Genomic DNA, 21,104 nt, shown 5'->3' on the forward strand with positions numbered 1-21,104 from the left:
CCGGTTTAATCTTAAGCGGGTTTGGCGGCATTTCCAGCCGGGAGGACAAAATGCTTGATGCCCTCATGCTTTCTGCGGGACTCGCGCTGGCCACGGTATTGGTGCACTTGGCCGGCCTCGAAGCGCTGATCGCACTGCTCCGGCGCATCCGCCTGCCGGCGCGCCGCCGCGGGCCGCTTGGCTGGCTTCGGCAGGGCCTGGCGATTCTCGGCGTTCTGATCGGGTTGTTCCTGCTGCATGGCGTTGAGATGTGGATATATGCTTGGGCCTATTACGGGCTGGGCGAATTTCCCGACATGGAAACCGCGCTGTACTACTCGGTGTCGACCTTCACCACGCTGGGGCAGGGCGATGTGGTTCTGCAGCCGCCCTGGCGCCTTGTGGGAGCCCTCGAGGCTTTCGTCGGCTTTCTCATGCTGGGCTGGTCGACTGCCTTCCTGGTCGCCCTGATCGGGCGCATGCGGGCGCTGGAAGTCGAGATCGAGGGCGGCGTGGAGTGATGGCGGTGAGATCGGATCAGTGTGGACGCTTGCCGCCGGACCGGATGCCACGCTAAACCCGTGCCCTCCCGGGCCATCGCCCGCTCCAAGTCTGTCGGGGTCGCATGTTCAAGAAAATCCTGATCGCCAATCGCGGCGAAATCGCTGTTCGCGTCATCAAGACCTGCAAGCGCATGGGGATCGCTACGGTCGCCGTATATTCGGAAGCCGATGCCGACAGTCTGGCCGTGGAAATGGCTGATGAGGCCGTTTTCATCGGGCCGCCGGCGCCGGGTGAAAGCTATCTCCAGCTGGAGAAGATTCTCGATGCGGTAAAGCAGACCGGGGCCGAGGCAGTGCATCCGGGTTTCGGCTTCCTGTCGGAGAATGCGGCTTTTCCCAAGGCACTGGAAGAGGCCGGGGTCGCGTGGATCGGCCCCAACGTCAACGCCATCGAGGCGATGGGGGACAAGATCCGCTCGAAGCAGCTGGCCGCCAAGGCCGGTGTCTCAACGATTCCCGGTGCCGACGGCGAGATCGGGGATGCGGACACCGCCCTTGCGGCTGCGAAGGCGATCGGCTTTCCGGTCATGCTCAAGGCCTCGGCCGGCGGCGGTGGCAAGGGCATGCGCATCGCCCGCACCGAGGAAGAGGTCAAGGAGGGGTTCAAGGCCGCACGCAACGAGGCCAAAACCTCGTTTGGCGATGATCGCATCCTGATCGAAAAGTTCATAGAGGAGCCGCGCCATATCGAGATCCAGGTGCTCGGCGACAAGCACGGCCATGTGATCCATCTCAATGAGCGCGAATGCTCCGTCCAGCGGCGCAATCAGAAAGTTCTGGAAGAGGCGCCGTCGCCCTTCCTCGACAAGAAGACCCGCGAAGCGATGGGCAAGGAAGCCGTCGCGCTGGCTGCCGCGGTCGATTACGACAGCGCCGGAACGGTCGAGTTCATTGTCGACAAGGACAAGAATTTCTACTTCCTTGAAATGAATACACGATTGCAGGTCGAGCACCCGGTCACCGAGCTGACGGTCGATCTGGACCTGGTGGAGCAGATGATCCGGGTCGCTGATGGCGAAGAGCTGTCGCTGACCCAGCGCGAAGTTCCGCTCAAGGGCTGGGCTGTCGAAGCCAGGCTCTACGCTGAGGATCCGTATCGCGGTTTCCTGCCGTCGATCGGGCGCCTCAAGCGTTTCCAAATGCCAGAAGAGGGCAAGCTGGGCAAAGGCGAGCTGCGTATCGACAGCGGCGTGCGTGAGGGTGACGAGATCTCCCTTTTCTACGATCCGATGATCGCCAAGGTGATCGGTTACGGAAAGACACGCGAAATCGCTATCGACACGCTTGCCCAGGCCCTCGATCGGCTGCATGTCGAGGGGCTGCAGTCCAATGCGCCCTTCCTGTCGGCGGTCCTGGACGAGGCGGATTTCCGCGCCGGGCGAATAAACACCGGCTATATCGCCGAACATTTCCCGGAAGGTTTCAACGGCACGCGTCCGCGTGATAGCCAGCTCATAGCCATGAGCTGTGCCGCTGCCTTTGTGCACGAGACATTTGTAAGACGTGCGGCACTGATCGAGGGGCGCATCCGGCCGGCACCGGCTGAGGGGCCGCGGACCTGGGTTGTGCTGCTCGACGGTCGCAAGATCGCAGTCGAGATCGAGCTGGGTGGGGACGGTGAGGCCGATATCTGGGTCCCGTCGCTGGTGTCTGACCGCATCAGTCTGAAGACGGAGTGGCGGCCGGGTCAGCACTTGTTCGAGGCCGAGATTGACGGAGACCCGGTCGCCCTGGAGTTCGCGGACCGCACCGAAGGTTACGCGATGCGTCATCGCGGATTCTCGGCCACGGCCATCGTTTGCACGCCGCGCGCTGCCGAACTGCATGCCATCCTGCCGGAGAAGGAAAAGCCGGACCTGGCCAAGCTGGTCGTGTCTCCCATGCCCGGTCTGGTCGTCACACTCGAGGTCGAGGAAGGCCAGGAGGTGAAGACCGGCGAGCCGCTGATCATCGTCGAGGCGATGAAAATGGAGAATGTGCTGCGGGCCGAAACCGACGGGGTGATCAAGTCGATCAAGGTCGAAGCCGGTGCATCGGTAGCCGCTGACGAATTGCTGATCGAGTTCGAGTAGACCACGGTCCGGCGAGGCAAGGGGGAGGCCATGCAGGAAATCGACTGGAAATATGTGTTGTTTGATCCGCGGGGGCGGATCGGGGCACAGGATTACTGGATTGGTGTGGCGGTCATCATCGTCGGCAACGTGCTGGCGGGGGTTCTGCCGTTACTGGGGCCTCTGCTCTGGCTCGGGCTGATCTATGTCGGCGTGTGCGTGTACGGCAAGCGACTGCACGATACGGGCCGGACGGCATTTTGGCACGTGGTGCCCTGGCTGGTCTCGATGGGCCTGGTTCTGTTCGGTCTTTTCGTAGTCAGCGCGGCGGCCATTATTGCCGCTCTTTCGCAGGGCGATATCAACCCGGTCTCCCTCATCCAGGCGGGCGGGAGTTTTCTTTTTCTCCTGATTTTGAGCGAGTTGGTCTGGTTGATCTACACGATCTGGCTGGGCCTCGCGTCTGCTGACCCTGATGCCAATGCGCACGGCCCGGCGCCGGCCGTCGAGGGCCTGACCCAAGCCGCTGAAACTGGTCGGGACCGGGCTGGCGAGGGGACTGGCAGGCCTGACGATTCGGCGTAGGGTGCCCACATCACCAGTCGGAGTTTGCCGCCATGACCGCCCAGGATTTCATCATCGACCGCCAGCAAGCCACCCGCATTCTGTTCGGGTCTGACGGCCGGTTGGCACCGCAGGAGTTCGCCCAGGGTCTGGTGGCCATCCTCGCGGCCTGGGTGTTGATCCAGCTGTTCAGCCTGCTGCCGCTGATCGGTGGCCTGATCGCGGTTGTCGGCTTCTTTGCCTACCTCGTACTGGCCTATGCGTGGGTGTGCACCTTTTCGAAGCGCTTCCATGATGCCGGACGATCAGGCTGGCTGACGGTTCCGATGGTGCTGGCCTATTTCGTGATTGCTGCGCTGGTCGCCTTCGTGATCTCGCCGCTGGTCGGCGGGCCGGACCTGTTGCATCCGGGCTATTCAGCGATGCGGACCGGCATCGTGCTGCAAAGCATCCTGGTCGGCCTGATCGTCAATGGCGGCCTTGGCTATTACATGTACACGCTGCCGCGCAAGCCGATCGACTAGGCCGCGTCGAGGCGCGGTGCCTCGACCTGTCGGGCGGCGCCAAAGACCTGGCTGAAAGCGAGGTGCAGGGCGGCGTCGAAGTCGGCCATCGACACGTCCAGACCCAGATCGGCGAGGCTGGTCACGCCGTATCGCGGATCGGCAATGCCGCACGGCGTGATGCCACCAAAATGACCGAGGTCAGGGTCCACGTTGAAGGCGATGCCGTGGAAGCTGACCCAGCGACGGACGCGTACGCCGATGGCGGCAATCTTGTCCTCGCGGTCGCCGGTCCTGTCGACCCAGACGCCGACCCGGCCTTCGCGCACCCCGGCCGTGACGCCGAAGCTGGCGGCGGTCAGCGAAAGCCAGCGCTCCATGTCGGAGACGAGTTTGCGGATATCACGGCCTCGGGCATTCAGGTCGAGCATGACATAGGCCACGCGCTGTCCTGGCCCGTGATAGGTATACTCTCCGCCACGCCCGGTCTCGTATACCGGGAAGCGGTCCGGCATCAGCAGATCGGCCGGCTTGGCGCTCGTGCCGGCCGTGTAGAGGGGCGGATGCTCGAGCAGCCAGACCTGTTCACCGGCCTCACCGGCCGCGATGGAGGCCGCACGCTTTTCCATGTATGTGACGGCGGCGGGGTAGGGCACAAGGCCCGACGAGGTCGCCCATTCGACCGGCGGTAATGCCATATGTGAAAATCTTAACGCTGCGGAAACCGTATCGGCCAAACATCGGTCCTGTGGTGAGTTCCCGCAAGTCCCGGAGAGTGACGTGAGTCAGATCAGCGCGGTCGAAATTGAAATTGCTGTCCTTCTGGGCCGCTCCAAGATGCCAATCGCGCAGTTTCTGCGCATGGGCCGCGGCGCGGTGATCCCGCTCGATTCGGGCGAGGACGACCAGGTCTGGATCCTCGCCAACAACCATCCCATCGCGCGCGGTGACGTGGTGATCCAGGGTGATCGTATCGCGGTTTCGATCACTGGCCCGGCCGACGCCAACGAATTCTTCGCTGCCGCCTGAGCGGACTGCAGCGCCAGCCGCTTTTGCCCCTTCACAAGCCCCGGGTATGTTGCTATCTCCCGCGCCTCCATGACGTGCGGTCGTGGCGGAATTGGTAGACGCGCAGCGTTGAGGTCGCTGTGGGGTAAAACCCGTGGAAGTTCGAGTCTTCTCGACCGCACCATTTATCCAGAAGCATCTGATGCAAACACGCTGACCGGGCCGATCGCCCGTGCTGCGTCCTGCTGTGTCTGTCTGCCGTTCTCGCAATTGAGGTCCGGGGCAGGCACGGTTTAGACTGGGCCGACGCGTGGCCGGGCCGGCCACACAGCTTCCTGGAGATGGCGATGAGTGAGACCGCTTTCGACGACGAGCTCCCGGGCGACTCCGCCTCCGGAGTGGATACGGATCCAGAATTCGTCGCCGAGCTGCGCGAAGCGCTGACCCACAACGATGCCGGCTCCATTCGTCGCATGCTCGAGCCCCTGCACGAGGCCGACATCGCGGACGTGCTCGAGCAGTTGTCGTCGGGCCAGCAAGAGGCCTTGGCGACGCTGGTCCCTGACATCTTCACAGGCGACGTGCTGGCCGAGATCGAGCCGGATACGCGCGAGTTCGTGATGTCGCACCTGGAAACGTCGCATCTTGCTGCGGCCATCCAGTCACTCGACAGTGACGACGCGACCGAAGTGGTCGAAGAGCTGGACGACGAGACGCGCGCCGCGGTGCTGTCGGAAATCTCCGATTACGACCGTGAGATGGTCGAGAGCTCGCTCGCCTTTGACGACGAGACCGCCGGTCGACTGATGCAGCGCGAGTTTGTTGCAGCGCCGGATTTCTGGACGGTGGGGCATGCGCTCGACCACATGCGCGAGAATGGCGACGACTTGCCGGACAAGTTTCACGATCTGTTTGTAGTCGATGCCGGTTTCAGGCCGGTCGGAGAAATACCCGTCTGCCGCCTGCTCAGTGCTCGCAGGAGCCTGCCGCTGCTGGAACTGATGGAAACGCCGCGCACCCTGGTCGATCCGGAAATGGACCAGGAGGAGGTGGCCTACCTGTTCGAGAAATACCATCTGGTCTCGGCGCCCGTGGTTGACAGTGCCGGGCGCCTGACCGGCATGTTGACACTGGACGACATGGTCCACGTCATCCAGGACGAGAACAAGGAAGACCTCCTGGCCCTGGCCGGCGTGAACGAGGCAGGTCTGTCCGACACGGTCACCCGCTCGGTGCGATCGCGCGCGCCCTGGCTCCTCGTCAATCTGGGCACTGCCATCCTGGCCTCCGGCGTAATTGCGTTGTTCGAGGGCTCGATTGAGCAGATCGTTGCCTTGGCCGTACTGATGCCAATCGTCGCGTCCATGGGCGGAAATGCCGGCACCCAGTCGCTGGCGGTGGCGGTGCGCTCGATAGCGTCCCGCGACCTCACTGCGGCCAATGCCATTCGCGTGGTCTGGCGGGAGCTCGCCACGGGCATGGTCAACGGCCTGATCTTTGCCGTGATCATGGCCGTGGTAACCTTGGTCTGGTTCCAGGATTTCCAGCTCGCCGGGGTGATTGCAATCGCCATGGTGCTGAACCTGGCCTGCGCCGGCCTGTCGGGCATCGCGGTACCGCTTGGCCTGATGAGGGCCGGGGCTGACCCGGCCGTGGCTTCGGCTGTGTTTGTGACCACGGTGACCGATATTGTAGGCTTCCTGGCGTTCCTGGGACTGGCGACGCTGGTCCTGTTATGATCTTAATAGTGGACTGGCCTGCGGGGGCGGAGTGGAAGGTGAGACAGTGCGTGCCTGGCTTTTAGTAATGGGAATCGTCGGTGGACTGGCTGGCAATCTGGTAGTGCCGGAAGCCGAAGCCCAGACCGAGAATGCTGTGGCCGGTCGCTGGGAGAGCGCCGCGCGACTGGACGCGCCACGCTCGGGTCTGGGCGTCGTGGTTCACGAGGGCAAGCTTTATGCGGCCGGCGGGTCCGGCCTGACCGTTCCGCACGCAGATTTCGAGAGTTATGATGCCGGTCTCGACCGCTGGCTGCCGGAGACGCCGCTGCCGCGCGGGCTGGAACAATTTGGCATGGCGGCTCTGGGCGGACGGATTTACGTCGCTGGTGGATATGCCCCCGACGGCGAAGGGCAGGTCGGTCCGAGTGCCGGCGTGTGGTCCTGGTCGCCGATGGGACATGTATGGCAGAGCGAGGCGGCGATGCCGTCGGCCAAGGCCGACGTGTCATTGGTTGCGCTCGACGGCCGGCTCTACGCGGTCGGCGGGCTCACGGATGATGGCCAGATGCATGTATTTGACGCCGAGGCGCGTAGCTGGGACAGCATCGATATCCCGGCCGGCGTGACCCGGCGCGCTGCCGCCGTGGCGGCGCTCGATGGTCGGCTCTACGTTCTTGGCGGCCGCGATGATGCCGGTACCAGTGACCGGGTCGACGTCTATGATCCTGTGACTGACAGCTGGGAGAGCGGACCGGTGTTGCCGGAGGCGCGTTCCGGCTCGGCCGTGGCAGTCCATGCCGGGCGGCTGCATGTCCTGGGTGGCCGGAGTGCCGACGCCCGGACCACATTGCAGACGCACCTGTCCTGGACCCCGGGCGAAGCCAGCTGGCACCGGGAAGCCGACCTGCCATCGCCGCGCACCGGGGCTGAGGCGGCCGTGCTGGAAGGCGGGATTTATCTTGTCGGTGGAGGAACCGGCGGGGGCTTCCTGGCGCCATTTACTGCCATCGACAGTACTGACGTGTTCGTCAAAGAGGCCAGCTGAACGGACGGCGCCAGCCTTGCAGGGGAAGAAATCATGACCCGAGCGCCGTACCGAAACGGAACACGATGAAACCGCGATTGAAATCCTCACCTGCTGCCCGCGAGCTGATCAAGCGGCATGAAACATTCCGTCCGCGCGCAGAGCAGGCGCCTGACGGCCGATGGGTTGTGGGTTTCGGGCACCGCGCGGCGGCGAGGGCCGGGGTCGAGGTGAGCCGCGACGAAGCCGAGCTGCTCCTCATCTACGACGTTATGCAGGCCGAGGAAGCGCTCGATGATATCTGCCGCGAACCTCTGGCGCGGGGCCAGCGTGATGCGCTGATCTCCTATGTCCACGATATAGGGCCCAAGGCGTTTCGTGAAACCGATGTGGCCCGTTATCTCTATGAGGGCCGGGTGGCTGCCGCCGGTGAAGCTCTTGCGGCTGATGGTGACGTCGCCAATCCGCGCCGCGAGGCTGAGAGCGCACATTTCTTTTCCGCCAGTGCGCCGCGCCGGCTGGACAAAGCGAGCCAGCCGGTCGAGTTGGTCATAAAGGTCGAACACCCGGCCGAGGAAAGACAGCTGGAAAGCGCGGCCGCCGGTGGGACAGCGCGCCCGGCGCCTCCGCCGCCGCCCCCATCCGCCCGTCACCTTGCCAGCCGCCGCGAGGCGGAAGCCGAGATCGCCCGTATTCTGGCCGCCGTCGAGGCCATGCCTCCGGAAGCCAAGGCGGAGTTGGTCGCCGACGATGATGAGGCAGTGCCGGCGGTTCAGGCGAACGTCGTGGACCAGGTCACGGCGCGGATGGATACCGAAATCGCGGACGCCGAGCCGATGGCTGAAGCCGGGCCGCTGGTCGAGGCTGGAGACACTGAAACCGTCGGTGCCGGGGACCCGGAGATCCCGCCTTTCGAAACGCCGGAGGTCGAGCCGCAACCGATTCCGGAGATTGACCCTGACCCGGCGCCCGGACCGGAGATCGATCCCAACCGCGAGCCGCTACCGGATACCGATCCGATTCCGGAAATTGAGCCCGACCCGACCCCGGACATCGAACCCGGACCGGGAACGCCCACTGATGTTGCGCCCGTGGCGGAACTGCCGGCTGGTCTGCGCCTCGGGCATGCCCTGACCCACATCGACCTGCCGCAGGTGGATCCGATTCCGGCGGATATCGCCGTCGAGGACCAAGCCCACATCCCGGGCCGGGCGGCCGAACCGCGCCCGGCGGAGGCCGCAGTAACCGAGATCGTCGAACAGGCCATGGCGGAAGCCGGACAAGCCGAGCTGCCGCATCCTGCCGAGCTGCCTGCTGCCAGTTCTGGTGCGGTTGGTGAAGTGGCTGGGGAGCCCGGCCAACGAAAAGGCTCGGCCGGGCTTGCCAGCCATCATGATCCGCTGGTTGCCGGCGATGACCCGCTGATCGAGAGCGATGATTTCACGCCGCGCGATCTGGCTGCGGATGTGCATGAGCACATGGAGAAGCCGCTGCCGCGTCACGACGAAGAGGTCTGGCCGTTCGCAGTGGCCCTGGTGTCTGGCGTTGTGGTCAGTGCAATCGGCGCGATGGGTGTGTGGGGCGATCTGACGCGGATATGGGCCGAGCGCGACCTGACCCGCGAGGCAATCTTCCTTCTCGGTGGAGGTTTTCTCAGTATTGCAGCGGCTTGGCAGCTGGTCGCGATCTGGCTGGGGCGTTCGGCGAAAATGGGCAAGAGCGGGGCCTGAGCCGCAACCGAGCCGTCGCCCCGCGACGGTTGGCGGCTTGACCGCTTCACCCCGCGTGATACATCGCGCGTCATGATAGCGAACCAATACCCGACCCTCGATTTCAATCTCGGCGACACTGCGGACATGATCCGCGATACCGTCCGGTCCTTTGCTTCTGACGAGATCGCGCCGCGTGCGGCGGAAATCGATCAGAGCGACGTCTTCCCGCATGATCTGTGGAAGAAGATGGGCGATCTCGGCCTGCTGGGCATCACCGTGTCCGAAGAGGATGGCGGCAGCGGGCTGGGCTATCTGGAACATGTTGTGGCGATGGAGGAAATTTCCCGCGCCTCGGCATCCGTCGGCCTGTCCTACGGGGCCCATTCAAATCTGTGCGTCAATCAGCTGCGGCGTTGGGGCGATGACAGCCAGAAGGCTCGCTACCTGCCCAAGCTGATCTCGGGCGAACATGTCGGTTCGCTGGCCATGTCGGAACCGGGAGCCGGTTCGGACGTCGTGTCCATGCGTCTCAAGGCCGTGAAGAACGGTGATCACTACGTCCTGAATGGTTCGAAGATGTGGATCACCAATGCACCGTCGGCCGACACGCTGATCGTGTATGCGAAGACCGATCCGGATGCCGGTTCGCGCGGTATTTCCGCCTTCATCATCGAGCGCGGCATGAAGGGTTTCTCGGTGGCCCAGAAGCTGGACAAGCTGGGCATGCGCGGCTCTGAGACGGGTGAGCTTGTGTTCGAGGACTGCGAAGTGCCCGAAGACAATGTGATGGGACCGCTCAATGGTGGTGTCGAAGTCTTGATGTCGGGTCTTGATTACGAGCGCGCCGTGCTGGCGTCAGGGCCGGTCGGCATCATGCAGGCCTGCATGGACGTCGTGATGCCTTACATCCGCGAGCGCAAGCAGTTCGGCCGGTCTATCGGCGAATTCCAACTCGTCCAGGGCAAGCTGGCTGACATGTACGTCAAGATGAATGCCACGCGGTCCTACGTGTACGCGGTTGCCCAGGCATGTGACCGGGGTCAGACGACGCGCAAGGACGCCGCAGGTGCCATCCTGTATGCGGCGGAGAACGCCACCCAGATGGCCCTTGACGCGATCCAGCTGCTCGGTGGAAACGGTTATATCAACGAATACCCGACCGGCCGGCTCCTGCGCGACGCCAAACTCTACGAGATCGGTGCCGGTACATCCGAGATCCGGCGCTGGCTGATCGGGCGGGAATTGTTCGGCGAAACGGCCTAGGCCTTTTCGTCCACAGGCTTGTCGGCGCTGTAGGCATCCTTGAGGAAATCGCGGTCGACCTCCGGTTCGCGGGCTATGTCGGCTGACTTCTGGCCGATATCGTCGCCCGCCATGTCCGGCAGGTTGGGGTGTCGCTCATCCTCGGGCGACAGAACCGGCTGGCGTTCCGTGGTGTCGAGATGGTCGACGCCGCCCCCGGCAGGGCGTTTCTGCCCGTCATCACGCAGAAACCCGTGTGCTTCGGTGTCGGCCTGACCGGCTTGGCCAGTCGGGCGACGACGGCGGGCTTCCTGGTCTTTCAGCGGCTTGTCACCCTGGTCGACCTCGCCGTAGGCGTGCTGGCGCCCGGCTTCGGCGCGGGCCTGCGGATCTGTGGAACGGGTCATGGGCATTCTCCATTACTAAAGGCAGATACCCATGCAACGCATCGCCCGGCGGGATCGATCCGGCTGGCGGCTGAAATCCCGGAGTTATCATGCTGCGTGCCGCTCTATCCTCGGCCTTGTTCCGGTCTGGCCTCTGGGGGCTGGCAGCCATCCTTGCCGGATGTGCACCGTCACAATCGCGTGATGCCGACCGCCCCGAGGGGACAGCAGGCAACCAGGAGTTGGCGAGTTCGGTCGAGCGCGTCATCAACGGGCGCTGGGCCACCGATCCCTCGGTCTGTGATGCAGGCGGGGCTATGCAGGCCGGTGTGATGAGCGTGCTGCCACAGGAGATTCAGGTCGACCTTCTTCGTTGCCACATTGCCGAGAGCGCACGGCCCGGTTCGTTGTCCTGGCGGTTCTATGGCCAATGTACAGATGCCGATGGGACGGCCGTGGTGCGTGATTTCGAACTGGAGCTGGTGGACCCGGATCAACTGCGCTGGAACAATCCAGGTGAAGGCCGCGTTCAGCTCTACAATCGATGCACCGGAGGGACCCCGATAGAATGACCGATTACTCCGATCTCAAGGCGGTCTATATCAACTGCACGCTGAAAAAATCCCCGCAGAAATCCCATACGGACGGTCTCATGGCCGTGTCGAGAGCGATCATGAAGAAGCAGGGGGTCGGGGTCGAAACAATCCGATTGGTCGATCATGACATCGCCCATGGCGTCTACCCCGACATGACCAAGCATGGTTGGGACAGGGACGTGTGGCCGCAGATTTGGGCACATGTGAAGGCGGCCGACATTCTGGTCATCGGCACGCCGATCTGGCTGGGTGAGGAAAGCTCGGTATGCCGACTGCTTATTGAACGCCTGTACGCCCAGTCCGGCCAGACAAATGAACGGGGCCAGTACACATATTACGGCAAAGCTGGAGGCTGCATTGTCACTGGCAATGAGGACGGTATCAAACACGTCTCGATGAGCGTGCTTTATGCGTTGCAGCATATTGGCTACGCCATCCCGCCTCAGGCCGATGCTGGCTGGATAGGAGAGGCGGGTCCGGGGCCATCCTATCTGGACGAGGGGTCCGGCGGGCCGAGCAATACCTTTACCCAGCGCAATACCACTTTCATGACATGGAATCTGATTCACATGGCGCGCATGTTGAAGGATGCAGGGGGTTACCCGGCGCATGGAAACTCCGTCGAAGACTGGGCTGACGGCGCCGATTTCGATCATCCCAACCCGGAATATCGCTAGGGTCGAGACGGCAATGTATCAGACCTTAATCGCGGCCTTCGGTGCTGTATCACTGCTCGGTTCTGCCGCCAGCGCGCAGACGCCGCCGCCTTACGTCTACCCGGTCGGCATGCCGGCGCTGAGCCCCGCGGAAATGATCGATAACTGCCTTCAGCGCGAACAGGCGCGCGGGCAGCAAGCCAACTGTATCGGCGAATATTCCAGCTTGTGCATGGACCAGCCCGAAAACCAGACGACAGCCGGCATGATCGAGTGCACGGTGGCCGAGTTCGAGGTTTGGGATGCCAAGTTGAACACGGCTTACACCGAGCTGCATGCCTCGCTTCCGCCTAGCCGGGCGAATAGCCTGCGCGACGCGCAACGCGCCTGGATCCGATTGCGCGACGCCGATTGTGATTACGTGACATCGGTTTACCAGGGCGGCAGCCTGCAGCCCTGGGTGCGGTCCAGTTGCTGGCTTGATTACGCAGCCGCTCGGACACTCACGCTGACCCGCTGGATTGAAGAGCCCTACTAAGGACGGCCGGGTTCCTTGAGATCAAGCATGCCGAGCTCGGCCTTGCGCGTGTCGCTGAGGCCGGCAAGCATCGAATCGGCCGCTTCGTAGCCAGCCTCCAGACTTTCATCGAAACGGCCCCATTCGCGGATGTCGACGGTGGTCTCGGGCAGGATGAGAAGGTCGGCCGCATCCCGACCGATGTCCTCGTGATCGGCGACACCGATGGTGGCCGCGCGCATCAGCAGCGACGCGATTGGCGGCGGGGCGTGGAAACCGTGGCGCCTGACCCAACCGAAAAAGCTCGGTGGGTCGATGAAATCATCCGGATTGAGCCCCTGCATCCGGGTCACATCAATTCCAACCACCTTGCCGCGATGGAAGGAGCGCATCTCGCGGGCCGGGAAATTGGTGAAGACGGCACCATCGACAAGGATCTGTCCGTCCTTGACAACAGGCGGTAGCAGGCCCGGGATTGCGATCGAGGCACGCAGGGCATGGCGCAGCAGGCCCGAGCGGTGCACTTCGGGCCGACCGGAAGCGAGGTTGGAGGACAGGCAGAAGAAGGGGCGCCCCATCTCCTCAATGGCGACCTCACCGAAATGCTCAAGCAGGCGGGCGTCGACTTTATGGCCCCGGGTCAGCGAGATCACCGGCAATTGCCAGTCATCCAGCGGGTTCGATGTCACGAACGCCTTGCGAATGCGCGCTTCCAGCTCGTCGTCATCCCAGCCGAGGGCGATGCCGGCAGCGATGATGGCACCCATCGAGGCACCGCCGAGAAAATCGAACGGCATGCCGGCTTCGCGCAGCCGCCGGATGGCCCCGAGGTGGGCGTAGGCGCGGGCACCGCCACCGGACACGACCAGACCGACCGACTTGCCGGTCAGAGTGCGAGCGAGGCGGGCGCAGTCCTCGCGATGCATGTTCTGGCGCCAGTGCAGGACACGCGCCGCATCCGAGGCGGTGGCCCATTCCTGCGGTCGCGAGGCGGGCGACACGCCGCCCGGGTGCAGGAGGACCACATCGAGCAGCTTGAGCCGTGCCGCTGGCGAGGGGTCGTCGGGCAGGAGAGGGGTAGAGGGGCGGGCATCGGCGCGAGCGAGGAGCCACATGCGGTCACAACGTCCCATGGCACGCCTGGCCCAGGCCGGATCGGACATCTTCGCCGTCAGCAGAACGATGTCGTGCGCTTCTTCGAGCGCATCCATTCGCGGACCGGACCAACCCGAACAGGTTTCGTCGCAAATGGCGCAAGTCATGCCGATGGCTTCGATGGCCACCTTGAGTTCCTCTGCGCGATAGTCGGTGTCGATGGTTGGCGAGGTCGCGATGAGCGCAAAGACGTGCGGTTCCGAGCCGGTATTGCGGCTGTGGCCGCGCAGTCGGGCGAGCATCATGCGGGCCAGTTCACGCATCAGGCCGCCATGCCGTTCGGTTAGCCGGTCAAAACTGGCCTTCGGCAATCGAATCAATTCGCTGTCGCGCAGGGCATAGACGCTTGCGCTATGCGGCGTTTCATCGAGCAGGGACATTTCGCCAACCGGCTCTCCAGCACGGATATAGCCAATCAGGTCCGGGCGACCGAGTGCCCCGTCGCGGAAGGCCGCGAGCGCGCCGGTGCGGACAAGGTAGAAGGAATCGGCCTTGTCGCCTTCGCGGAACAGCATTTGTCCTGCTGGCAAACAGAACCATTCGACCTCATGTTCGACGGCGCTGAGAACGTCCTTCTCGACGCGATTGAGGAAGGGCAGGAAGGATAGGTTGAGGGGCATGGGGTTCCGCGTGCAGACAGTCGTCGCACGATAGCCGCGGGCGATAAAATACTAAAGGCCTGGAAAGACTAAAGCCTGATGCCGGGATGCGGCATGACGCCGGCGGAAATGGCTTGGAACGGCCTAGAAGCGACGTCGCAGAACCAGATGCGCCACCGGGCGCACCGAACGCGCGTGACGTTCACCGATGGCCTCATTGCCGACCTTGTCGAGGTCTTCGAGCAGCGGCATGGCTTCGCCGGTTTCCGGATCATACATCATCATCCGGTCTTCCGACCCATCTCCGAAATAGGCGCCGCCTTCCATGGTGACGGCCCAATTGTCGATGGTCTGGATAGTAAAACCCGCACCGAAGTAGCGGGTCAGCTGCTCCAAGCCGCTCTCGCCGCGAATGTCCTCGGTCAGCTCGGCGTGGGGGAAATCGGACCATGCCGGGGTGTCGTTGCGCCGGGACCAGTCGATCAGTGCCGCATTGTCCAGCGGTGCGACGGTGGCGGCGGAAACGTAGAATTCCTGGCCAAACGGATAGAAGTCGACCTGGTTGGCGACGGCAGAAATATCGCGGTCGCGGAGGCGGGAATCGGGGGTCAGCACCGGAATTGCGCCCGATGATTCGGTCGTCAGGCGCCAGCGAACGGCCGAGGTGGTCTCTGCAAGGGCCGGATCGGTGGGGGGAATGATCCAAGCTTGCGAATCGGAAACGGTCTGAGCCGGGGCCGCTGCGGCACCTGCCGCAAAAACAACTGCTGTTACAAACGCCTGCCTAAGCAAGTTCGCCTCCCAAAGCAGGACCGAATCTCCCCCAACCCGGTCGATGTTACACAAGCCTGCGCTCGGGACCTGAATCCGCTGTTAACAACCATCAGGTTCTAGCCCAGATGCAACATTCGCTTGCAAGGAGTAGAGACTGCGCCCCGGGTTCCGGCAAGAGAATTTGCACAGATCAGAAACGAAATGAGGCGGAAATTGGTTCCGCCCGCCGACCACCGGGATCGACAGGCGGGGGACCGGGGCGTGGTGTCGGCTAGCCGTCCGCAAGCACCGTCATCGCATCGACCCAGGCCAGGTTCGGGGCCCGATCGATGAACTGGTCGAGAAGGTATTTGTGGCCGCCGCCATAGATGACGAGAAGGCGTTCGTCTGGTTCGGCGTGGCGCGAGATGTTGGCGAAAATGTGCAGGTTGCGGCCCCACCACGCGACCATCTGTTCGGCCCCGACCGGATTGTCTGCAGATCCCATCTGGGCCGTCAGAAGGTAGATGTCGTGCAGGTCGCGCTCATAGGCTGAGTTGGCATTCAGCAAGCGCTCCAGCACGGTCCGTTCCGGAGCCGATTCGGCTTCAAAATGCGGCTGGACCTCAGCCATGAAAGTCTGGAAATGATCGAGCAGAGCGGTTTGACCTGCGGCTTCTGCAGCACTGAGCATGGCCTGGAAATCCATGCCGTTCTGATAGTCCACGGCGTACAGGCGGTCGTGGCCGAGGCGCGCTGCCAGTGCCATGCCAAGCTGTTGGCGTTCGTTGACGGTGAGAGCGTGGTCGCCGGCCAGATAGGCTTGGTAGAGCGCGTTGAATTCGGCCTCGTGCTCCGGCGTAAGTTCGACCAGTATGCGGGTGGGCGCAAAGCTTTCCAGCCGGTCGAGGACGACGGCGATCTCGGCCTGGCGACGGTCGCTGAGAAAATCGTCAACCTGGGGATTGATCATGTCCTGGCCGCCGCCGGTGAAGTGAAAGGTCCCGAGGACCATGACCTCGGGGTGAGTGCTGGCTGTCTGCGTACCGTCCGCCTGGCTACAGGCGGGGCTTGCCAGGAGAGCAATGGAAGCGAGGGCAGCGGCGAGTTTCATCATGGGTAGGCATCCTGTTTGGCCGGGTAATTCCACCTCTTCGGGATGCCTGCAAACGGTGAATCGGATGCACCGGCAATTGCGCAGGTGCAGCGCTCCGGGTTAAGCAGCGCACTCAAGACCGGATCAAGGGATGTCCATGACCCAGCTCAAATCTGCACTCGATACGCAATCGGACAGCTTCCGCGAGAATGCTGCGGCGATGGACCAGCTGGTCGAGGAGCTGAGAAACAAGACCGGCGAAGCCGCGAGGGGCGGGTCGGATCGATCGCGTGACCGCCATGTTTCACGCGGCAAGCTGCTGCCGCGCGACCGGGTGGAGCGCCTCCTGGATCCCGGATCCCCCTTCCTCGAGATCGGCGCCCTGGCCGCAAATGGCATGTATGAGGGTAATGTCCATGGGGCCGGCATGATCACCGGGATCGGCCGGGTGTCTGGCCGCGAAGTCATGATCGTGTGCAATGACCCAACCATCAAGGGCGGCGCCTATTATCCGATGACGGTAAAAAAGCATCTTCGCGCCCAGGAGATTGCCCAGCAGAACCGGCTGCCTTGCGTCTATCTTGTCGATAGTGGCGGCGCCAATCTCCCGCACCAGGCCGAGGTTTTTCCGGATCGCGATCATTTCGGGCGGATTTTCTACAATCAGGCCAATCTGTCCGCGCAGGGCATTCCGCAGATCGCTGCCGTGATGGGCTCGTGCACCGCTGGCGGCGCCTATGTGCCTGCGATGTCCGACGAAACCGTGATCGTGCGCAAACAGGGCACGATTTTCCTGGGCGGTCCGCCGCTGGTCAAGGCTGCCACTGGCGAGGTGATTTCGGCTGAAGACCTGGGTGGTGCCGACGTGCATGCCCGGGTGTCCGGCGTCGCCGACCATTATGCGGCCAATGACGAGCACGCCCTGCACACCGTGCGCCGTATCGTGGCCAATCTGAATTCGACCAAACCGACCGAACTGGACGTGCGCGATCCGCGCGAGCCGAAGCATGACCCCGACGAGCTGGGTGGTGTCATCCCGACCGATACGCGGGCCCCGTTTGATGTTCGCGAAGTCATCGCCCGCATTGTTGATGGTTCGGAGTTCGACGAGTTCAAGAAGCTGTACGGCGAGACGCTGGTGACCGGATTTGCCCGGATTTACGGCATGCCGGTTGGCATTATCGCCAATAACGGCATCCTGTTCTCGGAGAGTGCCCAGAAGGGCGCTCACTTTATCGAGCTGTGCGCCCAGCGAGGTATCCCGCTGGTTTTCCTTCAGAATATCACCGGGTTCATGGTCGGCTCGAAATATGAGGCGGGCGGCATCGCCAAGGACGGCGCCAAGCTGGTGACCGCGGTCTCGACCTATGCCGGGCCTAAATTCACCATCATTATCGGTGGCTCCTATGGTGCGGGTAATTACGGCATGTGCGGTCGCGCCTTTTCGCCGCGCTTCCTGTTCATGTGGCCGAATGCACGCATCTCGGTGATGGGCGGCGAGCAGGCCGCCTCGGTGCTGGCCACGGTCAAGCGCGACGCCATGGAAGCGCGTGGCGAGGACTGGTCGGCGGAGGAAGAGGCCCAGTTCAAGTCGCCGATCCGAGACCGCTATGAGGAAGAGGGCAATCCCTACTTCTCCACGGCGCGGTTGTGGGATGACGGCATCATCGCTCCGTCCGACACCCGGCGCGTGCTCGGCCTGTCCCTGTCGGCGGCGCTTAATGCCCCGATCGAAAAGACCCGGTTCGGGATTTTCCGGATGTAGGGGCGATCCGGGCGGCCGGGCGAGGCGTACAGCAGGTATGTCCCAAGGAGATCCTGCCCATGTTTCGCACCCTGATAGCCGCCGTCCTGGTCCTGGCGGGAGCATCCGCCGTGGCCGCTGAAGAAGCCAAGCATACCGTGGTCGAGCGCGATGGCGCGTTTGAGATCCGCGATTACCAACCGATGATGCTTGCCCAGGTAACGATACCGGGTCCGTTCGACGCGGCCAGCGGCCGCGCTTTCCGGCCCTTGTTCAACTATATTTCCGGTGGCAACAGCGCCCCTCAGGGCGGCTCCGGCGAGATCGCCATGACCACGCCAGTGCTGCAGCAGCGTTCGCAGACCATCGCCATGACCAGCCCGGTGACCCAGCAGGCAAGCGCTGATGGCTGGACAGTGGCCTTCGTCATGCCAGGGCACTTCACCCCGGAAACGCTGCCTGTCCCGAACAATGCCCGCGTGGAAATTGACCGCGAGCCGGCTCGCCGAATGGCCGCGATCCGGTTTTCCGGCCGTCCGGATGCATCGGACTTTGCCCGCCAGGAAGCGCTCTTGCGGGCCGAACTGGACCGGCGTGGTCTGATCGCGCGCGGCGAGCCGGTCTATGCGCGCTACGATGCCCCTTACGTGCCGGGACCCCTGCGCCGAAACGAAGTGATGCTGGAAATCACAGAATAAACCGATGGTTGCCTGATGATACGTGGGGCGGGCTCAAAGTTTCAAGCCGACCCGGCGGGCGAGATTTCAGATGACATCCGGTTAATTCCGGTTAAGGATTGAGGCGTCGCTTTTTGGGAAGGCGAGGGGAGATTCAGTATCCAAAGGGCCGGCCGGGCCATTGCAGCGCTGGGCCAGACCGTACACCTCGACCGGGACCGGCCTTGCAAAGAGGTCCTTTACTCGCGTGTGAGGGGAAGACGCTATGCAAGAGCATTGTTTGTCTAGAACGTTAACCGAGAAGGCCTGTCTTGGGGTAAGGCGGGGTGTACTTCGATGCGGAAGGGGACCGCGTAATGGAAATTCTTGAGTATGTGATGACCTATATCCAGCCGGTCATCGATTTCTTCATGCCAGGCCTGGTGGCCTACGCTGGAGACAGCGCGACCGGATCCGTCAACTGGATGGCTTTGGGAATACAATTGGGCGTCATCGCCCTGGTCCTGGCTCTGCTGATGCGGGAAATGGGGGCCATCCTCATTTTCACCGTGGTCGGGATCATCCTGCATGTCATCGTCGATGTCGTCATGCCGATCGTGCGCGGTGGCGCCGAATTCGACATGGACCTGCTGATGACGCAGTTCACCGACGTGACTTACTATCTCTACCTAGGGGCGCTGGCGATTGGCTACTTCCTGGCGCTGATCCTGCTGTCGATCATCAAGGGTCTGTTTTTCCGCGGCGATTGATCGCGCGGCGATGCATCAAGACTGAAGGGCCGCCGGAGCAATCCGGCGGCCCTTTTTCATTGTTGTGTCCGGCGGCGAAGGCTAAGTCAGGACCAGCCCTCTTCTGAAACGACTGGAGACCAGCCATGTCCGACGCGCCCGTTCTTCTCGATGTAAGCCCGGCCGGCGTGGCCGTAATCACCCTCAATCGGCCCGACAAGCACAATGCGTTCAACGCAGAGGTGATCGAGACCCTGTCCGACATGTTCGAAACCCTGCGCGCCAATACCGACGAGGTGAGGCTGGTCATTCTGCGCGGGGCCGGGCCGAGCTTTTCCGCCGGGGCAGACCTCGAATGGATGAAATCGGCGGCGCATTTCACCGAGGCCGATAATGAGGAAGACGCCATGGCGCTGGCGACCATGTTGCGCCGCCTCTACGAGCTGCCCCAGTTGACCGTGGCGCTTGTTCAGGGCGCGGCCATGGGCGGCGGTGCCGGTCTCCTTGCGGCCTGTGATGTCGGCGTGGTCATGAAGGATGCCAAGATCCGCTTCTCCGAGGTTCGGCTGGGTCTCACCCCGGCCACCATATCGCCCTTCGTGGTGCGGGCCATCGGGCCGAAATGGGCGCGTGCCCTGTTCGCGTCCGGCGAGGGGTTTGACGGAAGTTTCGCCTACCATATCGGGCTGGCCCAGTACGTGGTCGAGAGTGATGAGGAAATGCTGGCCATGGAAGAGCACCTTGCCAAGCTTGCCTTCGCCGCAGCGCCGGGCGCCGTGGCTGACGCCAAGGCGCTGGTCGAGGACGTGGCCGACAAGCCGATCGGGCATTCCCTGTCGGTGCATACGGCGCGCGCGATTGCCAAGCGGCGGTCTTCGGAGGAAGGCAAGGAGGGGCTCGCCGCGTTCCTGGAGCGGCGCAAGCCCAGCTGGGCGGAATAGGACGCTTGCCGGTCGGGTTCGACCCGCGCCGGGCCCTGCACGCCTGGCGGGCTGACCTGCATGCGCGTTTTGTGCGCGGGCCGGTCAGCCAGGGCGTTTTCGAGTTCATTGCCTTTGGCATCAAGCAGGCCTGGGCCTGCCTGTTCGGCGGACTCATGCTGGCCCTGCTGGTGGCCACCTTCCTGTGGTATCCGCCCGACGCCGCGCTGGCCCGCTATGATTTTCTGACGCTGGCCGCCTTCGCCATCCAGGTCGGTCTGATCGCGACGCGGCTGGAAACGTTGGAGGAAGCGAGGGTTATTCTGGTCTTCCACCTGGTCGGCACGGTGATGGAGATCTTCAAGACACAGGCTGGCAGCTGGGTCTATCCCGAGCCGTCCGTTCTGCGGATCGCCGACGTGCCGCTGTTCTCCGGTTTCATGTACGCGGCCGTCGGATCCTATCTGGCGCGTGTCTGGCGCATTTTCGACTTCCGCTTTGACCGTTTCCCGAGCCTGTGGCTGCAGGGCCTGCTGGCGGTACTGGTCTACGTGAATTTCTTCGCCCACCACTACCTGCCGGACATCCGGCTGTTCCTGTTTATCGCCAGCGGGGTCATTTACGGTCGCTGCGTGGTCTGGTTCCGGGCCGACGAAGCGCACCGGCCGATGCCGCTGGTCGTCGGCTTTGTCCTGGTCGCCCTGTTCATCTGGTTCGCCGAGAACCTTGGTACGTTCGCGCGGGCCTGGACCTATCCGGGCCAGGAGGCAGGCTGGCACATGGTCAGCTGGGCCAAGCTTGGCTCGTGGTATCTGCTAATGATCATCAGCTTCGTTCTTGTTGCGGCGGTGCAGAACGGGCGGCTGCGGCGCAAGGACTAGATGAAGCTTGCATATTCCGTCGCGGGCGG

The 21,104-nt window shown here is 63.2% G+C and carries 22 protein-coding genes and 1 tRNA gene; 18 read left to right on the forward strand and 5 right to left on the reverse strand.

The features are described from left to right. Positions 1-50 precede the first annotated feature (50 nt). From ACXYMR_RS12775 to ACXYMR_RS12790, 4 genes are all read left to right on the forward strand, one after another. Positions 51-500, forward strand: a complete 450-nt coding sequence (locus ACXYMR_RS12775; RefSeq protein ID WP_458943272.1) for an ion channel — start codon at positions 51-53, stop codon at positions 498-500. Positions 501-604: 104 nt separating this feature from the next. Beyond that, positions 605-2,614, forward strand: a complete 2,010-nt coding sequence (locus tag ACXYMR_RS12780; protein ID WP_458943273.1) for an acetyl-CoA carboxylase biotin carboxylase subunit — start codon at positions 605-607, stop codon at positions 2,612-2,614. Positions 2,615-2,644: 30 nt separating this feature from the next. Further along, positions 2,645-3,178, forward strand: a complete 534-nt coding sequence (locus tag ACXYMR_RS12785) for a DUF805 domain-containing protein (RefSeq protein WP_458943274.1) — start codon at positions 2,645-2,647, stop codon at positions 3,176-3,178. 32 nt (positions 3,179-3,210) lie between these two features. Then, positions 3,211-3,681: a DUF805 domain-containing protein gene (locus ACXYMR_RS12790; protein WP_458943275.1), complete on the forward strand. Its 471-nt coding sequence runs from the start codon at positions 3,211-3,213 to the stop codon at positions 3,679-3,681. Here the strand turns inward: ACXYMR_RS12790 and lipB are convergent. After that, the gene (gene lipB, locus ACXYMR_RS12795) at positions 3,678-4,358 is read right to left on the reverse strand and encodes a lipoyl(octanoyl) transferase LipB (RefSeq protein ID WP_458943276.1); all 681 of its coding nucleotides are present in this window, start codon (positions 4,356-4,358) and stop codon (positions 3,678-3,680) included. The genes ACXYMR_RS12790 and lipB overlap by 4 nt on opposite strands. An 82-nt stretch (positions 4,359-4,440) precedes the next feature. Between lipB and ACXYMR_RS12800 the strand changes: the two genes are divergently transcribed. From ACXYMR_RS12800 to ACXYMR_RS12825, 6 genes are all read left to right on the forward strand, one after another. Beyond that, positions 4,441-4,689, forward strand: a complete 249-nt coding sequence (locus tag ACXYMR_RS12800; RefSeq protein WP_458943277.1) for a FliM/FliN family flagellar motor switch protein — start codon at positions 4,441-4,443, stop codon at positions 4,687-4,689. Between the two features lie 76 nt (positions 4,690-4,765). Next, positions 4,766-4,852: transfer RNA gene (locus ACXYMR_RS12805), tRNA-Leu, on the forward strand. Positions 4,853-5,015: 163 nt separating this feature from the next. Beyond that, the gene (gene mgtE, locus ACXYMR_RS12810; protein ID WP_458943278.1) at positions 5,016-6,407 is read left to right on the forward strand and encodes a magnesium transporter; all 1,392 of its coding nucleotides are present in this window, start codon (positions 5,016-5,018) and stop codon (positions 6,405-6,407) included. A gap of 46 nt (positions 6,408-6,453) precedes the next feature. Further along, a complete protein-coding gene (locus ACXYMR_RS12815) occupies positions 6,454-7,434 on the forward strand; it encodes a Kelch repeat-containing protein (protein WP_458943279.1) in 981 nt (326 codons plus the stop codon). A 77-nt stretch (positions 7,435-7,511) separates the two neighbouring features. Next, positions 7,512-9,143, forward strand: coding sequence for a lysozyme (locus ACXYMR_RS12820; RefSeq protein WP_458943280.1), 1,632 nt, complete (start codon positions 7,512-7,514; stop codon positions 9,141-9,143). Between the two features lie 72 nt (positions 9,144-9,215). Beyond that, complete coding sequence (locus ACXYMR_RS12825) at positions 9,216-10,388, forward strand: isovaleryl-CoA dehydrogenase (RefSeq protein ID WP_458943281.1); 1,173 nt, start codon at positions 9,216-9,218, stop codon at positions 10,386-10,388. On the opposite strand, the gene ACXYMR_RS12830 is transcribed toward ACXYMR_RS12825, so the two are convergent. Then, positions 10,385-10,774, reverse strand: coding sequence for a hypothetical protein (locus tag ACXYMR_RS12830; RefSeq protein ID WP_458943282.1), 390 nt, complete (start codon positions 10,772-10,774; stop codon positions 10,385-10,387). The genes ACXYMR_RS12825 and ACXYMR_RS12830 overlap by 4 nt on opposite strands. 89 nt (positions 10,775-10,863) lie before the next feature. On the opposite strand from ACXYMR_RS12830, the gene ACXYMR_RS12835 reads away from it, so the two are divergent. Genes ACXYMR_RS12835 through ACXYMR_RS12845 form a run of 3 tightly spaced genes read left to right on the forward strand, consistent with a single transcriptional unit; the run spans position 10,864 to position 12,543 of the window. Beyond that, positions 10,864-11,325 (forward strand): hypothetical protein, encoded by a 462-nt coding sequence (locus tag ACXYMR_RS12835; protein ID WP_458943283.1) that lies wholly within the window; start codon positions 10,864-10,866, stop codon positions 11,323-11,325. Continuing rightward, complete coding sequence (locus ACXYMR_RS12840) at positions 11,322-12,026, forward strand: flavodoxin family protein (protein WP_458943284.1); 705 nt, start codon at positions 11,322-11,324, stop codon at positions 12,024-12,026. The genes ACXYMR_RS12835 and ACXYMR_RS12840 overlap by 4 nt, the downstream gene beginning before the upstream one ends. Before the next feature lie 13 nt (positions 12,027-12,039). Then, a complete protein-coding gene (locus ACXYMR_RS12845) occupies positions 12,040-12,543 on the forward strand; it encodes a lysozyme inhibitor LprI family protein (RefSeq protein WP_458943285.1) in 504 nt (167 codons plus the stop codon). On the opposite strand, the gene ACXYMR_RS12850 is transcribed toward ACXYMR_RS12845, so the two are convergent. The 3 genes from ACXYMR_RS12850 to ACXYMR_RS12860 all read right to left on the reverse strand — a co-directional run bounded on the left by ACXYMR_RS12850 (position 12,540) and on the right by ACXYMR_RS12860 (position 16,146). Next, positions 12,540-14,297 (reverse strand): patatin-like phospholipase family protein, encoded by a 1,758-nt coding sequence (locus ACXYMR_RS12850; RefSeq protein ID WP_458943286.1) that lies wholly within the window; start codon positions 14,295-14,297, stop codon positions 12,540-12,542. The two genes, ACXYMR_RS12845 and ACXYMR_RS12850, sit on opposite strands and share 4 nt — an antisense overlap. Positions 14,298-14,420: 123 nt before the next feature. Then, positions 14,421-14,891 (reverse strand): hypothetical protein, encoded by a 471-nt coding sequence (locus ACXYMR_RS12855; RefSeq protein ID WP_458943287.1) that lies wholly within the window; start codon positions 14,889-14,891, stop codon positions 14,421-14,423. A gap of 430 nt (positions 14,892-15,321) precedes the next feature. Beyond that, on the reverse strand, positions 15,322-16,146 hold the full coding sequence (locus ACXYMR_RS12860) for a DUF5694 domain-containing protein (RefSeq protein WP_458943288.1): 825 nt from the start codon (positions 16,144-16,146) through the stop codon (positions 15,322-15,324). Positions 16,147-16,282: 136 nt separating this feature from the next. Here ACXYMR_RS12860 and ACXYMR_RS12865 point away from each other — a divergent pair, with 136 nt between their 5' ends. From ACXYMR_RS12865 to ACXYMR_RS12885, 5 genes are all read left to right on the forward strand, one after another. Next, on the forward strand, positions 16,283-17,890 hold the full coding sequence (locus ACXYMR_RS12865) for a carboxyl transferase domain-containing protein (RefSeq protein WP_458943289.1): 1,608 nt from the start codon (positions 16,283-16,285) through the stop codon (positions 17,888-17,890). 59 nt (positions 17,891-17,949) lie between these two features. After that, entirely contained in the window at positions 17,950-18,567 is a 618-nt protein-coding gene (locus ACXYMR_RS12870) for an SOUL family heme-binding protein (RefSeq protein ID WP_458943291.1), read from the forward strand. A 335-nt stretch (positions 18,568-18,902) separates the two neighbouring features. Next, complete coding sequence (locus tag ACXYMR_RS12875) at positions 18,903-19,295, forward strand: hypothetical protein (RefSeq protein WP_458943292.1); 393 nt, start codon at positions 18,903-18,905, stop codon at positions 19,293-19,295. Positions 19,296-19,420: 125 nt separating this feature from the next. After that, on the forward strand, positions 19,421-20,215 hold the full coding sequence (locus tag ACXYMR_RS12880) for an enoyl-CoA hydratase-related protein (protein ID WP_458943293.1): 795 nt from the start codon (positions 19,421-19,423) through the stop codon (positions 20,213-20,215). Positions 20,216-20,286: 71 nt separating this feature from the next. After that, a complete protein-coding gene (locus tag ACXYMR_RS12885; protein ID WP_458943458.1) occupies positions 20,287-21,075 on the forward strand; it encodes a DUF817 domain-containing protein in 789 nt (262 codons plus the stop codon). Positions 21,076-21,104 lie beyond the last annotated feature (29 nt).

This window comes from Maricaulis sp. CAU 1757, assembly GCF_054482675.1.

What these genes read in the sequence shown, in the direction of transcription:
- ACXYMR_RS12865 (WP_458943289.1), top strand. Translation starts at nt 16,283, where the DNA reads ATGACCCAGCTCAAATCTGCACTCGATACGCAATCGGACAGCTTCCGC.
- ACXYMR_RS12880 (WP_458943293.1), top strand. Translation starts at nt 19,421, where the DNA reads ATGTCCGACGCGCCCGTTCTTCTCGATGTAAGCCCGGCCGGCGTGGCC.
- ACXYMR_RS12775 (WP_458943272.1), top strand. Translation starts at nt 51, where the DNA reads ATGCTTGATGCCCTCATGCTTTCTGCGGGACTCGCGCTGGCCACGGTA.
- ACXYMR_RS12785 (WP_458943274.1), top strand. Translation starts at nt 2,645, where the DNA reads ATGCAGGAAATCGACTGGAAATATGTGTTGTTTGATCCGCGGGGGCGG.
- ACXYMR_RS12870 (WP_458943291.1), top strand. Translation starts at nt 17,950, where the DNA reads ATGTTTCGCACCCTGATAGCCGCCGTCCTGGTCCTGGCGGGAGCATCC.
- ACXYMR_RS12835 (WP_458943283.1), top strand. Translation starts at nt 10,864, where the DNA reads ATGCTGCGTGCCGCTCTATCCTCGGCCTTGTTCCGGTCTGGCCTCTGG.
- mgtE (WP_458943278.1), top strand. Translation starts at nt 5,016, where the DNA reads ATGAGTGAGACCGCTTTCGACGACGAGCTCCCGGGCGACTCCGCCTCC.
- ACXYMR_RS12825 (WP_458943281.1), top strand. Translation starts at nt 9,216, where the DNA reads ATGATAGCGAACCAATACCCGACCCTCGATTTCAATCTCGGCGACACT.
- lipB (WP_458943276.1), bottom strand. Translation starts at nt 4,358, where the DNA reads ATGGCATTACCGCCGGTCGAATGGGCGACCTCGTCGGGCCTTGTGCCC.
- ACXYMR_RS12780 (WP_458943273.1), top strand. Translation starts at nt 605, where the DNA reads ATGTTCAAGAAAATCCTGATCGCCAATCGCGGCGAAATCGCTGTTCGC.
- ACXYMR_RS12845 (WP_458943285.1), top strand. Translation starts at nt 12,040, where the DNA reads ATGTATCAGACCTTAATCGCGGCCTTCGGTGCTGTATCACTGCTCGGT.
- ACXYMR_RS12790 (WP_458943275.1), top strand. Translation starts at nt 3,211, where the DNA reads ATGACCGCCCAGGATTTCATCATCGACCGCCAGCAAGCCACCCGCATT.
- ACXYMR_RS12850 (WP_458943286.1), bottom strand. Translation starts at nt 14,297, where the DNA reads ATGCCCCTCAACCTATCCTTCCTGCCCTTCCTCAATCGCGTCGAGAAG.
- ACXYMR_RS12875 (WP_458943292.1), top strand. Translation starts at nt 18,903, where the DNA reads ATGGAAATTCTTGAGTATGTGATGACCTATATCCAGCCGGTCATCGAT.
- ACXYMR_RS12860 (WP_458943288.1), bottom strand. Translation starts at nt 16,146, where the DNA reads ATGATGAAACTCGCCGCTGCCCTCGCTTCCATTGCTCTCCTGGCAAGC.
- ACXYMR_RS12830 (WP_458943282.1), bottom strand. Translation starts at nt 10,774, where the DNA reads ATGACCCGTTCCACAGATCCGCAGGCCCGCGCCGAAGCCGGGCGCCAG.
- ACXYMR_RS12840 (WP_458943284.1), top strand. Translation starts at nt 11,322, where the DNA reads ATGACCGATTACTCCGATCTCAAGGCGGTCTATATCAACTGCACGCTG.